Annotated in this window: 12 protein-coding genes; 2 read left to right on the forward strand and 10 right to left on the reverse strand. The window is 53.4% G+C overall.

The genetic code is table 11. The annotated features are described in order from the left end of the window. Nucleotides 1–7: 7 nt before the first annotated feature. A complete protein-coding gene (gene gltB, locus ACLRGG_RS00205; RefSeq protein ID WP_416247865.1) occupies nt 8–4,468 on the reverse strand; it encodes a glutamate synthase large subunit in 4,461 nt (1,486 codons plus the stop codon). Between the two features lie 930 nt (nt 4,469–5,398). Between gltB and arcB the strand changes: the two genes are divergently transcribed. Further along, nucleotides 5,399–7,741, forward strand: a complete 2,343-nt coding sequence (gene arcB, locus ACLRGG_RS00210; RefSeq protein WP_416247866.1) for an aerobic respiration two-component sensor histidine kinase ArcB — start codon at nt 5,399–5,401, stop codon at nt 7,739–7,741. Between the two features lie 918 nt (nt 7,742–8,659). Continuing rightward, nucleotides 8,660–9,376, forward strand: coding sequence for a monofunctional biosynthetic peptidoglycan transglycosylase (gene mtgA, locus ACLRGG_RS00215; RefSeq protein WP_416247867.1), 717 nt, complete (start codon nt 8,660–8,662; stop codon nt 9,374–9,376). A 65-nt stretch (nt 9,377–9,441) separates the two neighbouring features. Here the strand turns inward: mtgA and npr are convergent, their stop codons facing one another. From npr to kdsC, 9 genes are all read right to left on the reverse strand, one after another. Continuing rightward, nucleotides 9,442–9,714, reverse strand: a complete 273-nt coding sequence (npr, locus tag ACLRGG_RS00220; RefSeq protein WP_416247868.1) for a PTS phosphocarrier protein NPr — start codon at nt 9,712–9,714, stop codon at nt 9,442–9,444. Beyond that, nucleotides 9,711–10,565, reverse strand: a complete 855-nt coding sequence (gene rapZ / locus ACLRGG_RS00225; protein WP_416247869.1) for an RNase adapter RapZ — start codon at nt 10,563–10,565, stop codon at nt 9,711–9,713. The genes npr and rapZ overlap by 4 nt, the downstream gene beginning before the upstream one ends. Nucleotides 10,566–10,681: 116 nt before the next feature. Continuing rightward, nucleotides 10,682–11,161 (reverse strand): PTS IIA-like nitrogen regulatory protein PtsN, encoded by a 480-nt coding sequence (ptsN, locus tag ACLRGG_RS00230; RefSeq protein WP_416247870.1) that lies wholly within the window; start codon nt 11,159–11,161, stop codon nt 10,682–10,684. Nucleotides 11,162–11,381: 220 nt separating this feature from the next. After that, nucleotides 11,382–11,669 carry a ribosome hibernation promoting factor gene (hpf, locus tag ACLRGG_RS00235; RefSeq protein WP_416247871.1) on the reverse strand — a complete coding sequence of 96 codons (288 nt, stop codon included), beginning with the start codon at nt 11,667–11,669 and terminating at the stop codon, nt 11,382–11,384. A 22-nt stretch (nt 11,670–11,691) separates the two neighbouring features. Further along, on the reverse strand, nt 11,692–13,122 hold the full coding sequence (rpoN, locus tag ACLRGG_RS00240) for an RNA polymerase factor sigma-54 (protein ID WP_416247872.1): 1,431 nt from the start codon (nt 13,120–13,122) through the stop codon (nt 11,692–11,694). 48 nt (nt 13,123–13,170) lie between these two features. Next, nucleotides 13,171–13,896 (reverse strand): LPS export ABC transporter ATP-binding protein, encoded by a 726-nt coding sequence (gene lptB / locus ACLRGG_RS00245; protein ID WP_416247873.1) that lies wholly within the window; start codon nt 13,894–13,896, stop codon nt 13,171–13,173. Then, on the reverse strand, nt 13,896–14,444 hold the full coding sequence (lptA, locus tag ACLRGG_RS00250; protein ID WP_416247874.1) for a lipopolysaccharide ABC transporter substrate-binding protein LptA: 549 nt from the start codon (nt 14,442–14,444) through the stop codon (nt 13,896–13,898). Before lptA ends, lptB begins: the two co-directional genes overlap by 1 nt. Further along, nucleotides 14,416–14,991 carry an LPS export ABC transporter periplasmic protein LptC gene (gene lptC / locus ACLRGG_RS00255; protein WP_416247875.1) on the reverse strand — a complete coding sequence of 192 codons (576 nt, stop codon included), beginning with the start codon at nt 14,989–14,991 and terminating at the stop codon, nt 14,416–14,418. The genes lptA and lptC overlap by 29 nt, the downstream gene beginning before the upstream one ends. Next, nucleotides 14,988–15,554: a 3-deoxy-manno-octulosonate-8-phosphatase KdsC gene (gene kdsC, locus ACLRGG_RS00260; RefSeq protein ID WP_416247876.1), complete on the reverse strand. Its 567-nt coding sequence runs from the start codon at nt 15,552–15,554 to the stop codon at nt 14,988–14,990. Before kdsC ends, lptC begins: the two co-directional genes overlap by 4 nt. Nucleotides 15,555–15,563 lie beyond the last annotated feature (9 nt).

A 15,563-nucleotide genomic window follows, 5' to 3' on the forward strand; every position in this document is an offset into this window, starting at 1 on the left:
TGACCTCTTACTGCGCCTGCACGCGCAGCTCCGCTGCGGAACGACTGCGGTGACCTAACAATGCCTTCACGTCACTGGATTTTGGTTTAACCAGTGAGAACTTAGACGACCAGGCTGGCCAGTTAGCCAGAATTTCTTCGCCGCGGGACGAGCCGGTATGCTGAACATGCTCGGTGATCAGGCCACGCAGGTGCTCCTCGTGAATCGCCAGATCGTCCACGCTTAACACTTCAACCAGTTCCGGGTTGACGCGTTTGCGGAACTCGCCGTCCTCATCCAGAACGTAAGCGAAGCCGCCGGTCATCCCCGCGCCGAAGTTCACCCCGGTGCGGCCCAACACGCAGACAATACCGCCGGTCATATATTCACATCCGTTGTCACCGATACCTTCTACCACGGTAATGGCGCCAGAGTTACGTACGGCGAAACGCTCACCGGCGCGACCAGCCGCAAACAGCTTGCCGCCGGTTGCACCGTACAGGCAGGTATTACCAATGATGGTCGCTTCAAAGCTGCGGAAGGCTGAGCCCATCGGCGGACGCACGGCCAGCATTCCCCCTGCCATGCCTTTGCCCACGTAGTCATTAGCGTCCCCGGTCAGGGTCAGCTCGACGCCACCGGCATTCCATACGCCAAAACTCTGACCTGCCGTACCGCTGAAGTGCGCCCGAATCGGATCGGAAGCCAGCCCCTGATCGCCGTGAAGAAGCGCAATCGCACCTGACAGCGTCGCACCGACGGAACGATCGGTATTGCGAATATCGAACCAGAAGGTTTTGGACTGTTTCGCTTCCACAAACGGCATGGCGCAGTCGAGTAGCGCCTTGTTAAGCGCGCCGTTGTCGAACGGCGGATTGCTGCCGGTACAAAACACATCTTTGCCGGGCATCGGCTTAGCGGTGGCCAGCAGAGCGGAGAGATCCAGATTCTGCTGCCTGGCGGTAAAGCCTTCCAGCTCGGTCAGCAAATCGGTCCGGCCAATCAAATCCACCAGACGCTTCACGCCAAGCTCCGCCATCAGCTCGCGGGTTTCACGCGCGATAAACTCAAAGTAGTTGGTCACGCGGAAAGGCAGGCCATGATAATGATTCTGGCGTAGCTTTTCGTCCTGGGTTGCCACGCCCGTTGCGCAGTTGTTCAGGTGGCAGATACGCAGGTATTTACATCCCAGCGCCACCATCGGGCCAGTACCGAAACCGAAACTCTCAGCGCCCAGAATAGCCGCTTTGATGATGTCGCGCCCCGTCTTCAGACCACCATCGACCTGCAGGCGGATCTTGTGGCGCAGGCCGTTTGCCACCAGCGCCTGCTGGGTTTCCACCAGGCCCAGCTCCCAGGGGCAGCCGGCATATTTCACCGAGCTGAGCGGGCTGGCACCGGTGCCGCCGTCGTAGCCCGCGATGGTGATCAGATCGGCATAGGCTTTGGCCACGCCGGTCGCAATGGTGCCAACGCCCGGTTCAGAGACCAGCTTGACCGAAATCATCGCTTTCGGATTGACCTGCTTGAGATCGAAAATCAGCTGGGCCAGATCCTCAATCGAGTAGATATCGTGGTGAGGCGGCGGTGAAATCAGCGTCACGCCGGGCACCGAATAGCGCAGTCTGGCGATGTATGGCGTCACCTTATCACCAGGCAGCTGGCCGCCTTCGCCTGGCTTCGCGCCCTGTGCCACTTTGATTTGAATCACGTCTGCATTGACCAGATAGGCTGGCGTCACGCCAAAGCGTCCTGAGGCTACCTGTTTAATACGCGAGACTTTATTGGTGCCGTAGCGCGCCGGATCTTCACCGCCCTCACCGGAGTTAGAGTAGCCACCCAGGCTGTTCATGGCCTCGGCCAGCGATTCGTGGGCTTCCGGGCTAAGTGCGCCGATAGACATCGCCGCGGTGTCAAAGCGCTTGTACAGCTCGCTGGCGGGTTCCACCTCATCAACGCTGATAGCGGTGCTGTTGCCGGCATTTACCGCCAGCAGGTCGCGCAGGGCGGCCACAGGACGCTCATTTACCAGCTTCGCATACTGCTGATAATCGCCGTATTCACCGCTCTGCACGGCTTTTTGCAGCGTGGCCACCACGTCAGGGTTGTAAGCGTGATATTCACCACCGTGGACATATTTCAGCAGCCCGCCCTGATCCAGCGGTTTGCGCTTAAGCCATGCACGTTTGGATAGATTAAGTAAATCCTGCTGGAAATCGGCAAAGGTCGCGCCGCTGATTCGGCTGACCACGCCCTGGAAGCAGAGGTCGCAAATATCACCGTGCAGACCCACGGCCTCAAACAGCTTAGAACAGCGGTAGGAGGCGATGGTTGAGATGCCCATTTTGGACATGATTTTATACAGCCCTTTGTTGATGCCGTTACGGTAGTTCAGCATCAGGGTGCGGTAGTCTTTATTAATGACGCCGCTGTCCGCCATCTTCGCCAGAGATTCATAGGCGAGATAAGGGTAAATCGCGGTCGCGCCAAAGCCGAGCAGGACAGCGAAGTGGTGCGGGTCGCGCGCGCTGGCGGTTTCAACAATGATGTTGGCATCGCAACGCAGGCTTTTATCGACCAGCCGGGTCTGAATCGCTCCGACTATCATAGGCACCGGCACCGGCAGGCGTGTTTCACTGATGCCGCGATCGGAGAGGATCAGCAGCACTGTGCCATTTTTGACTAACGCTTCCGCCCGGTCGCACAGCGCCAGGATCGTCTCCTTCAGCGACGCCTCGGCCGGAACGAAGGTGCAGTCAAGCTTGTCGGCGCGATAATGCTCCTCCTCCTGACTGATTAACTGGGTAAAGTCGGAATAGAGCAGGATCGGTGATTTAAAGCTCAGGCGGTGTGCCTGGCCTTCCGCTTCACAAAACACGTTCATCTCACGACCGATACTGGTGGCCAGTGACATCACGTGCGCTTCACGCAGCGGATCGATAGGCGGATTGGTAACCTGAGCAAACTGCTGGCGGAAGTAATCGTAAATCACGCGGGGGCGGCTGGACAGAACGGCGAAAGGCGTATCATCACCCATGGAGCCGACGGCTTCCTGCCCATTTTCGCCCAGTACGCGGACAATGGCATCCAGCTCTTCACCGCTGTAACCAAACTGCTTCTGAAAGGTGGCCAGCAGATCGTCATCCAGCAGACGCTTGCCCACCTGATCGTCAGGCAGGTTTTCAAAGGGCACCAGGCGACGAACGTTTTTCTCCATCCACTCTTTGTAAGGGTGGCGGCTTTTCAGATCGTTATCAGTTTCGGCAGAGTGCAGGATACGCCCCGCACGGGTGTCAATGACCATCAGTTCGCCCGGGCCGACGCGTCCTTTTTCAATCACCTCATCCGGCTGATAGTCCCAGATCCCTACTTCTGAAGCGCAGGTGATCAGTTTATCTTTGGTAATAACGTAGCGCGCCGGGCGCAGGCCGTTGCGGTCAAGATTACAAGCCGCATAGCGCCCGTCGGACATAACGATACCTGCCGGGCCGTCCCAGGGTTCCATATGCATGGAGTTGAAATCGAAGAAGTCCCGCAGCTCAGGATCCATATCCGGGTTGTTCTGCCAGGCCGGTGGCACCAGCAGCCGCATTGCGCGAATAAGATCCATCCCTCCACTCAGGAACAGCTCCAGCATGTTATCCATGGAGCTGGAATCCGAGCCGGTTTCATTGACAAAGGGGGCGGCATCCTGCAGATCGGGGATCAGCGGGGTTTTAAATTTATAGGCGCGTGCTTTTGCCCACTGCCGGTTACCGGCAATGGTATTGATTTCACCGTTGTGCGCCATATAGCGGAACGGCTGAGCCAGCGGCCAGCGCGGCACGGTATTGGTCGAGAAGCGCTGGTGAAACAGGCAGATGGCCGACTCCAGTCGCAGATCGGCAAGATCCAGATAGAAGCGAGGGAGATCCGTCGGCATGCACAGGCCTTTATAAATATTGACCTGGTTAGAGAAGCTGCAAACGTAAAACTCTTTGTCTTCGATGCGCTTTTCAATACGGCGGCGCGCCATAAAGAGGCGGCGCTCCATATCACGCGGGCGCCAACCGGCGGGCGCATTGATAAACAGCTGCTCGATACGCGGCTTGGAGGAGAGGGCAATTTCGCCCAGCACTCCCTCATTCACGGGGACCTCACGCCAGCCAACAATCGACAGCGTTTCGCGCAGAACTTCTTCTTCAACAATGCGGCGGCTTTCACGAGCCAGCTCATCATCACGATTCAGAAACAGCATGCCAACCGCATAGTTTTTCGCCAGGCGCCAGCCACGTTCTTCGGCCACAACGCGAAAGAAACGATCGGGTTTCTGTAGTAACAGGCCACAGCCATCGCCGGTCTTGCCGTCAGCAAGTATCGCGCCACGGTGTTGCATACGGGCCAGTGCGTGGATAGCGGTACGCACTACCTTATGGCTAGGTTCGCCTTCTATGTGGGCGATCAGGCCGAAACCACAGTTATCCTTTTCAAGGGTTTTATCGTACAACATAATAGTGAACCTCCCCAGGCTCTGCGGGATTCCCTGCGCCGACGATGGGCAGACGTAGAAAGGGCATGGCGACAGGTTTTACGAGCTACGCTCACCCTTTTTGTCGCCCCTCTATATCTTTCCGTTAGCATCGGTGTTGCAAGCGTTGAGAACTTGCTTCAGAGGGAGTCTCTATAACTGCATAAGTATGACGGGTTGAATACCCATCCAGTAAGCTTCCAGCGGATTTCCAACTTATCGGGAAAGCGAACTCAGGTCAACAAGGCGGCTTACAGGCGGCTTTACCCCGCTTGTCTCAAGTAAGATTATGATAATTAAGTTTTTTATTCATGTTTTTCTCCCACTCTTACTCGTGGGCACAGGGGATGAAATGTGAACTGTATCACTGTAGTGCAGGGGGGAAATCTCTGCCCCATGCTGGGGCCATGACTATTGTTAGCAGAAAATGCTGGTAAAGCACACTTAAGCCTTGGAACACACTGTTTTTAACGCTGACGCATATTTGAAGAAAACAGGCGATTTGGATTAACAAAATTAATTGGCCTGGATTGAATATTTAAATAATTTTCTTGCATTTTTATTCCTGCGGCAGCTCATCTCTTTTTGCTCCTTTCACGCCGTGGCGCTATGATTTCGCCTCTCAGGAAAAAAATGTCCATGCTTTTTCCGTCTCAATTATGCATTTCACTGATTCCTGACCCTGCAGCAGGATCTTCGCCATCAGGGATATCGTTAAGCTTAAATTCTTTATATCGGTGGCCGAATCAGGTATTGCCAGGTGAAGCCCGGCGGGTGCTTCAGGAAGGGTCGCTGCCTCCTCGACAGCCATCGGGCTGCACCAACAGAGTGCGCAGACCTTCTGCTGCCCGGCCCTACGTATCTGACACTTTTACGGTATGATTATCGCCTTCGATCTGGAAGGGATCTTTTATGAAACAAATTCGTTTATTGGCCCAGTACTACGTTGACCTGATGGTGAAACTGGGACTGGTGCGCTTCTCGCTGCTGTTGGCATCTGCGCTGGTGGTGCTGGCAATGATCGTGCAGATGGCGGTCACGATGGTGCTGCGCGGGCATGTGGAAAGCATAGATATTGTCCGCTCAGTCTTTTTTGGCCTGCTGATCACCCCCTGGGCGGTCTATTTTCTTTCCGTTGTGGTGGAACAGCTGGAGGAGTCGCGGCAGCGTCTTTCCCGCCTGGTGGATAAGCTGGAGGAGATGCGCCACCGCGATTTGGAACTCAATCAGCAGATGAAAGAGAACATCAGCCAGCTTAATCATGAAATAGCGGATCGCATTAAGGCCGAAGAGGCTCGTCTGCTGGTGGTTGATCGGCTAAAAGAAGAGATGGCCCGGCGTGAACAGGCGCAAATTGAACTTGAGCAACAATCCTCCTTCCTGCGCTCATTCCTTGATGCTTCTCCTGATTTGGTCTTCTATCGCAATATCGATCAGCAATTTTCTGGCTGTAACCGTGCAATGGAACTGCTAACCGGCATGAGTGAGAAGCTGCTAATCGGCCTTTCGCCACGCGACGTGTATGACGATGATGCGGCCAGTAAGGTGCTGGAAACGGACGAGAAAGTCTTCCGCCATAACGTTTCACTGACCTATGAGCAGTGGCTGCAATATCCCGATGGGCGCAAGGCCTGCTTTGAAATTCGCAAGGTCCCCTATTATGATCGCGTGGGCAAACGCAGCGGGCTAATGGGCTTTGGACGCGATATAACCGAGCGTAAGCGCTATCAGGACGCGTTAGAGAACGCCAGCAGGGAAAAGACCACTTTTATCTCTACGATCAGCCACGAGCTTCGTACGCCGCTTAATGGCATCGTCGGTCTGAGCCGAATTCTTCTGGATACCGGGCTTAACCCTGAACAGCTTAACTACCTCAAAACTATCCACGTCTCGGCCATCACCCTGGGCAACATTTTCAATGACGTGATTGAGATGGATAAAATTGAGCGGCGTAAAGTGCAGCTGGACAACCAGCCGGTGGATTTCACCGGTTTCCTCGCCGATCTCGAAAACCTCTCAGGCCTGCTGGTACAGCCTAAAGGCCTCCAGTTCTTACTGGAGCCTGAGCTGCCGCTGCCGCAAAAAATCGTGACCGACGGCACCCGACTACGGCAGATTTTATGGAACCTGATTGGCAACGCGGTGAAATTCACTCAGCAGGGCAGTATTGTTGTGCGGGTTTCCTGCCCAGGTGAAACCTGCCTGCGGTTTGAGGTGGAAGATTCGGGGATGGGGATCCCGCAGGACGAGCAGGATAAAATCTTCGCCATGTACTACCAGGTAAAGGATCAGCACGGCGGCAAACCGGCAACGGGCACCGGCATTGGTCTGGCGGTCTCGCGGCGTCTGGCGCAAAGCATGGGGGGAGACATTACCGTTCGCAGCGCCCCCGGAGCGGGCTCCTGCTTTACCCTGACCGTTAACGCGCCGCGCATAGCTGAACAGGTTTCCCAACAGCAGGCGTCTGATGATATGCCGCTACCGGCGCTGCATGTGCTGCTGGTTGAGGATATTGAACTGAATGTGGTCGTGGCACGGTCGGTGCTGGAAAAGCTCGGTAACAGCGTTGAGGTGGCAATGACCGGTGAAGCCGCGCTGGCGATGTTCGATCCCGATGAATTTGACCTGGTACTGCTGGATATCCAGCTCCCTGATATGACCGGGCTGGATGTTGCACGTCATATCCAACAGCGTTTTGCCGGTCAGCGTCTGCCTCCGCTGGTGGCCCTGACCGCCAATGTGCTCAAGGACAAAAAAGATTACCTGGATGCGGGTATGGATGACGTATTGAGTAAACCGCTGGCCGTGCCTGCCCTGACGGCCATCATTCAAAAATACTGGGATTCTCAGCAGCAGACGGCTGACGAAGACCGACAGGAGAGTGCCGTGGACGAGAAAAAGCTGGCTTTGCTGGATATCGATATGCTGCAACAATACATTGAACTGGTAGGTCCGCAGCTTATTGTTCAAAGCCTTGAGATGTTCGAGCAAATGATGCCGGGCTATCTGGCGGTACTGGACTCAAACATGATGGCGCGGGATCAAAAAGGCATTGCGGAAGAAGGACATAAAATCAAAGGCGCTGCGGGATCGGTAGGGCTGATTCATTTACAGCATATCGCCAAACAGATCCAAAGCCCGGAACTGCCCGCCTGGTGGGACAACGTACAGGAGTGGGTGGACGAACTGAAACTTGAGTGGCGTCACGACGTTGAAGTATTACGGGAGTGGGTGACCAGTCTTGAAAAAAAATGACCCCGACCGAAGCCGGGGTGCGCGAATACTGCGCCAACACCAGGGAAAAGGGTTACCTGCGCAATTCTAAAAGTAAGAGTATTAAGCACAGGCGCGGTATTGGTAAAAACGCTACGTTACAACGGTTCGTTACTGGTATAACTAAATCTCGCATCATACTTAGTAACTACTGTAGCAAATCCTACATCACATGTTACCAGATTCATTAAAATCTGTGAAGTGGAACGGCGTTTGCAGACAGGAAACATTAATTTGATGATACAGTCAAGCCTGGAATGAAATTTAACGCCTTATTGGTGGAAAAGTGAACGTTTGTGGCATTTTTTGTGTGGAATTAATTTACATTCTGTCTTCCAGACTCTGTCCAGACGCTAGCACTATAGCTAAAAAAAAATTCATCGCCTGATAAATATTTAACTGGCTGTAAAACTTATTTTTTATGAGATTCAGGTCTCGGGCTCTTAGCCGAAGAGCAGGAAACTTTTCAAAACTTAAGAGTAATATTTTATCGATTAAATACCGGCCAGCAGTCGGATTATCTTAACAAAATGGGCCGGGCGCTGCCACCGCGACAACGGGGCAATTGTTAACGCTTATGCCCGATGCGGGTAAGGATTAGCACGATTTGGCTAAGCTCAACGCAAGAAATGATAATAAAAGCTAATGTTTTATTTTCTGGCATAAGGCATGCTAATTTCGATTTTGAGCAGCACAGGATGCACAATTCTGACGCATGGAACCGATTCCTTTTATTCGGAAGTGGTTGAAGCCGTTAGGGCATTTTCGGATAAAGTTCTAAAAAGAGGTAAATTAAGATGCAGAAATTCGGCGGTAATTTTATGTGCCTTACGCTATCGCGTTACGCCCTGATCAACGTTTTTTAACTAAAATAGATAAGAGAGAAATGGAGTTATTTTTATGAGCCAGAGGAAAAAATCGCTCGCTCAGCGCATCAGGTTTTGGCTTACCAGCATTGTATTAACTGTTTTTGGCATCTGGATAGCGGGAATTTTGTTGTTTTCTTTTTTACCCGTCCCCTTTTCTGCCGTTATGACAGAGCGGCAGGTTGGCGCGTGGCTGAGTGGTGACTTTAGCTATGTTGCCCATTCCGATTGGGTTTCCAGAAATGAAATCTCGTCCTGGATGCCGCTGGCGGTGATTGCCTCTGAGGATCAAACCTTTCCCACCCACTGGGGCTTCGATGTACAGGCCATTCAGTCCGTGTTGGACAGTGAAAGTGGTCAAATGAGAGGCGCATCCACTCTGTCTCAGCAAACGGCAAAGAATGTCTTCCTGTGGGCGGGGCGCAGCTGGGTGCGTAAGGGATTAGAGGCGATGCTCACCGTTGGCATTGAAACGGTCTGGTCGAAAAAAAGAATTATTACGGTCTATCTTAACGTAGCTGAGTTTGGCGAGGGCATTTTTGGTGTCGAAGCGGCGTCCCAGCGTTACTTTCACAAACCGGCAAGCCGTCTGACCATGTCAGAAGCGGCGCTGCTTGCCGCCGTTTTGCCTAATCCTGTCCGCTTTCGGGCCGATCGGCCGTCGGGGTATATCCTTCAGCGGCAGCAGTGGATCCTGCGACAGATGCGTCAGTTAGGGGGAGAAGGTTTTATCCGACAGCATAAGCTGTAACGGCCTCAGATCTTTATGGGCGTGACGGGACGTTGACGCCCATAATGATGACTCTGTTAAAAGCATCAATCTTCGTCAAAACCGGCGTTAAAAAGCTCAATAACCGCCGCCAGTGCCTGTACCTCCTGCGGGCCGGTAGCTTCGATTTCAATCTGCCGTCCCTTGGCGGAGTCCAGCATCAGCAGGGCGATAACGCTGCTTGCTTCGGCTTCGGTGCCCGTTTCGTTACGCAGAAGCACCTCCGCATCAAAGCTTTGTACCAGTTCAAAGAGCTTCATCGCCGGGCGGGCATGCATCCCCAGCTTATTTTTAATTTCAACGGTTTGTCTGACGGTCATGATTTACGTTTTTCCAGCGTGCGATGGCGTGACTGAACGTTTTTGCCGCGCGAGCGGAAATAATCCGCCAGCTGTTCGGCAATATAGACCGAGCGATGCTTACCGCCGGTACAGCCAATCGCCACGGTCAGATAGCTGCGGTTATTGGTTTCCAGCATTGGTAGCCACAGCTCAAGATAGCTGCGCGTTTGGTAGATAAAGTTATGCACTTCGGTATGGCGGTCAAGAAACGCCGCAACCGGGCGATCCAGGCCGGTCATTGGGCGCAGTTTGGGATCCCAGTGCGGATTGGGCAGAAAGCGCACGTCAAAAACATAGTCGGCATCAATCGGAATGCCATGCTTGAAGCCGAAAGATTCAAATACCATGGTCAGCTCACGTTCACGCTTGCCCAGCAGGCGCGTACGCAGCATCTCTGCCAGCTCATGCACCGACATCTCCGAGGTGTCCACAATCAGGTCTGCGCGTGAGCGCAGCGGTTCAAGCAGGTCGCTCTCTTCGTCTATGGCGCTCTCCAGGGAGAGGTTCTTACTGGAGAGGGGGTGCAGCCGTCGTGTATCGCTGTAGCGGCGAATTAACGTATTGCGATCGGCATCCAGAAACAGCAGCTGAGGCGAAAAGCACTCGGGCAGGCTGGTTAACGCCTTTTCGAACACCTCCGGCGATTCAGGCATATTGCGGACATCGATACTGACCGCCGCTGACATATTGCGGTCAGCAAGAGACCTTGCCAGCTCCGGTAGCAGGACAACGGGGAGATTATCCACGCAGTAAAAACCCATATCTTCCAGCGCGCGCAGCGCGACAGACTTACCGGAACCGGATCGACCGCTGACAATCATCAGCACCATGACGTTTTCTCCTGATTTGCCGCTGACTGAAAGAGAGGAATCGCGCAGGACATCCGGCTCCTTTCAGCCCTCACAACATTCATCTAACCAGCCGACGGAAATCAGCTGCATGCACGCTAGGTCTCTTCATGGCCCTCTGCCATGATCTCATACAGCTCTTCGTCAGTCTGAGCCGCACGAAGTCGGCGGCATATCGTTTTATCCGCCAGACGCCGGGCCACCAGAGAAAGCGTGTGCAGATGTGTTTTACACTGGTCGGCTGGGACAAGCAGGGCAAAAAGCAGGTCCACTGGCTGATTATCAATGGCATCAAAGGCGATGGGCTGGTCGAGCCGGATAAAGACGCCGACCGCGCGCAGGGTGTCTTCCACCAGCTTGCCGTGCGGAATGGCGAGGCCGTTGCCAATCCCGGTACTGCCCATACGTTCACGCGTAAGGATAGCTTCAAAGATGGTCTGGTGCGGGAGGTTAAGCTGCTTAGCAGCCAGCTCGCTGATAATCTCCAGCGCCCGCTTTTTACTCTGACAGTGTACGCCGCTTCGGGTGCAGGAGAGGCTTAGTACCGTGCTCAGTTCCAGTGTTAAGTCATTGTTCATAATGGGTTCACTTACTTGTTCACTTCCGCCTGGCAAAAGGTGTCATCTTTTGCATCACTGAGCACAGGTTAGCGATGTATCGAAAACGCCCGACCGACTGCAGCATGCCTTAATGATCAAACAGCCCGTACGCCATAATCAGAGTACGGGCCGGTCAATCTCACGTCACGTTCTTACTCTACATAAGGGTGGCGAAAAAAGAATCAATGCCTGAGTGAGTTTAGTGTTGTTTTAACTTATCTTTATGTTTATTGAGTTGGCGAGTGAGCTTATCTACTAAGCCATCAATCGCCGCGTACATATCTTTTTCTTCCGAGGTGGCATGCAACTCGCCGCCGTTCACATGCAGGGTCGCATCGGCTATCTGCGTGACTTTTTCGACTTTGAGAACAATATAAACCTGATTGATTCGGTCGAAAAACTGCTCCAGCTTAGCAAATTTAGTGGTGACAAATTCGCGCAGAGGATCGGTAATTTCAACATTTTGCCCAGTGATATTGAGTTGCATACTTTCTTCCTTATCTGTTCGTTCAGACCAGCTGCTTACGCTGATTCGAAGGCGGGATGGATAAAGACTCTCGGTACTTCGCGACGGTGCGGCGGGCCACCATGATGCCCTGATCGGAGAGCAGGGTGGTCAGCTTACTGTCGCTAAGCGGCTTGACGGGATTCTCCGTCGAGATTAATTTCTTCACCAGTGCGCGGATTGCCGTAGAAGAGGCCTCGCCTCCGCCTTCGGTATTCACATGGCTGGAGAAAAAATATTTCAGTTCAAAGATGCCACGTGGGCTGTGCAGATACTTCTGCGTGGTCACGCGTGAAATGGTTGATTCATGCATATCGACGGCGGTGGCGATATCTGCCAGCACCATCGGACGCATAAACTCTTCGCCCTGTTCAAAAAAAGCCTGCTGCTGCTCGACAATACAGCGGGTGACCTTCAGCAGCGTATCATTACGGCTCTCAAGACTTTTGATCAGCCATTTCGCTTCCTGAAGATTGCTGCGAATAAACTGGCTGTCGCTGTCGCTGCGAGTAGCGCTGCCCAGCGAGGCATAGTGTTGATTGATTTTAAGGCGCGGAACGCTATCTGCGTTGAGCTCCACCCTCCAGCGCTGACCGACTTTACGCACCAGCACGTCAGGAATCACGTACTCGGATTCGCCGGTATTAATCGACTGCCCCGGACGCGGATCGAGAGACTGAATCAGCTGCATCGCATTTTTCAGCACCTCTTCCTTGAGCCGGGTGATGCGCATCAGGCTGCGAAAATCGTGATTAGCGAGCAGGTCGAGATGTTCACTGACGATCAGGCGGGCTTCCTTCAGGAAGGGCGTATCGGGAAACTGGGAAAGCTGAACCAGCAGGCAGTCGCGAAGATCGCGTGCGCAGACGCCAACGGGATCGAAGCGCTGTACCCGTTTCAATACGGCTTCGACCTCTTCCATGGCGACATCGTCGTTGCCCATGCTTTCCTGAATGTCATCCAGCGTGACCGTCAGATATCCGGTGGGATCTACCGCATCAATAATCGAAGTGGCAATGGCGCGATCGGTTTCGCTAAAGGGCGTCAGTTCAACCTGCCACATCAGGTAATCCTGAAGCGACTGGGTCGTTTCCCCCTGATAGACCGGCAGTTCATCATCATGATAATCGGACCCGGTGCCAGAGGGGGTGCCTGCAGTGTAGATCTCATCCCAGGTGGCATCGAGCGGAAGCTCCTCTGGCATATCCTTCTGCTCAAGTGCCTCCCGTGTGTCCAGCGCTTCTTTCTCCTGATACTCCCGAGCGTCAACTTCCTCATGAATGTCGGTTTGCTCAAGCAACGGATTACTTTCCAGCGCCAGCTGTATTTCCTGCTGTAGTTCAAGCGTAGAGAGCTGCAGCAGACGAATGGCCTGTTGCAGCTGTGGCGTCATGGCAAGCTGTTGGCTAAGCCTGAGTTGCAAACCTTGCTTCATATTCAGGATAGTAATTCCTCAAAAATTTTACCCGGTCTGGACACCTTATCAGAGTCTGAACTCTTCTCCCAAATAGACGCGTTTAACCTGTTCATCTGCCAGGATTTCTTCCGGGGAACCGTGAGCAATCAGATGGCCCTGACTGACAATATACGCGCGTTCACAAACGGCCAGCGTTTCACGAACGTTGTGGTCAGTGATCAGCACGCCCAGACCGCTGTCGCGCAGATGTTCGATGATCTTTTTAATATCAATAACGGAAATGGGATCGACGCCGGCAAAGGGCTCATCCAGCAGAATGAACTTTGGATTGGCTGCCAGTGCGCGGGCGATTTCCACACGGCGGCGTTCACCACCGGACAGCGCCTGGCCGATGTTGTTGCGCAGGTGTTCAATGTGGAATTCATTCATCAGCTCGTTGGCGCGATCTTCACGCTGTTCCGTGGTCAGATCGTCACGAATTTGCAGCACCGCCATCAGGTTGTCATACACGCTCAGACGGCGAAAGATGGAGGCTTCCTGAGGCAGGTAGCCTATCCCGCGCCGCGCGCGCGCGTGCAGGGGCAGGATACTGATATCCTCATCATCAATGACGATGCGGCCCGCATCGCGAGGGACAATGCCGACCACCATATAGAAGGTGGTGGTCTTACCCGCGCCGTTCGGACCCAGCAGGCCCACAATTTCGCCTGACTTAACCTGCAGGCTGACATCTTCCACCACGCGACGGCCTTTGTAGGCCTTCGCCAGGTTTTCCGCAATTAAAGTAGCCATTAATTACTCTTTTTCTGTCCGGTTGACGGAGTGCCTTTATCCTGAAGCTGTGACGGTACCAGTACGGTAGTTACGCGTTTACCGGTGCTGCCGTAGGCCTGCATTTTCTGTTCTTTAACCAGATAAGTAATGCGATCGCCTTTGATATTGCTGTCAAGCTGCTCAAGATAGGCATTGTCGGTCAGCTCAACGAAGTCTTTCGCCAGCTCATAATGCATTTTCTGAGCGTGGCCCTTCACCGGCTTGCCGCTATCCTGCATCTGGTAGAAGGTCGCCGGATTGCCCCAGGCATCAACGATGGTTTTTTTACTGTCGCCGCCGGGACGGGTCACCACAACCTTGTCCGCAGTAATTTTAATGGTTCCCTGAGTGACAACCACATTACCGGTAAAGGTCGTGACGTTGCTTTGCATATCCAGCGACTGGTTTTCGGAAGAGACGTTAACCGGCTGACTGGAGTCACCCGTCAGGGCAAACGCCGGCAGGCTTGCAGCCAGCAGCAAGCTGAGCGTGATGAACTTAAGGTTGTTTTTCATTTTGAATTTCATAGGAGGTTTTGACCTTTTCAATCAACTCGGCAGTTTTATTCCGTAAATTCCCACGCATCTTCATGCCTGATGAGTTAAAGCTACTGCCATAAAGCGTTACCTGATCCTCTGACGTAACATCCTGCGTTACGAGGTTGACCACGGCATTATCGGTCTTGATGCGCTGGAGCTGAGCATCTTTCGTCAGGCTGTTAACCTCAACGTGACCATACAGATACAGCATCCGGTCATTTGTCAGTTTGGCTTTATCCGCTCTGACGGACCAGGTAGGAACCTTATTTTCGTCATAGGTGGTCATAAGCGGATTATCAAACCAGCTCACGCCATCCTGCGAAAAGTAAGTCACCTTATCGGAAACCAGCTTATAGCTCAGCGCCCCCAGGGGGTTATAAACCACCGTATTTGAGGTCTCACTGGTATAGGTTGGCTCCAGCCCGTTTGCCGCCGCCGGGGCATTGCCCTTGTCGTTATCGGCCATATTCCAGCCGATCAGCACGATAGCCACCAGGGCCAGCAGCAGCGTAATCCAACGCCTTGTTTTACTCATACAGACTGTCCTTTGGCCTCATCAAATCTGTCCTGGGCGATTAAAATCAGATCGCAAATTTCTCGTACCGCCCCGCGCCCACCCGCAAGGCGAGTGACATAATCTGCACGCGGAAGCAGTACCGGATGAGCATCTGCGACGGTTACGCTAAGGCCCACTTCTGCCATTACCGGCCAGTCGATCAGGTCGTCGCCAATATAAGCTACCCTATCCGGCGTTAACGACAGTTTATCCAGAAGTTCCCGGAAGGCCAGAAGCTTATCAGACTGACCCTGGTAAAGATGTGTAATGCCGAGCGTGGCACAGCGGTCTTCCAGCAGCTTTGCTTTGCGGCCGGTAATAATAGCCACTTCCACGTCAGAGGTCAGCAGGCAGCGAATACCGTAGCCGTCGCGCACGTTAAACGCTTTCAGCTCCTCGCCATTATTGCCCTGATAAATGACGCCATCGGACATAACGCCGTCCACGTCGCAAATCAGTAGCGCAATCGCCCGGGCGCGCGACATAACGTCTGCGCTTACCGTGCCGTAACAGGTCTCAACCCAGCCTGCGGATGTACTCATTATGTTCAG

The organism is Erwinia sp. PPS120 (assembly GCF_047918655.1).
Lineage (GTDB): Bacteria > Pseudomonadota > Gammaproteobacteria > Enterobacterales > Enterobacteriaceae > Erwinia > Erwinia tasmaniensis_A.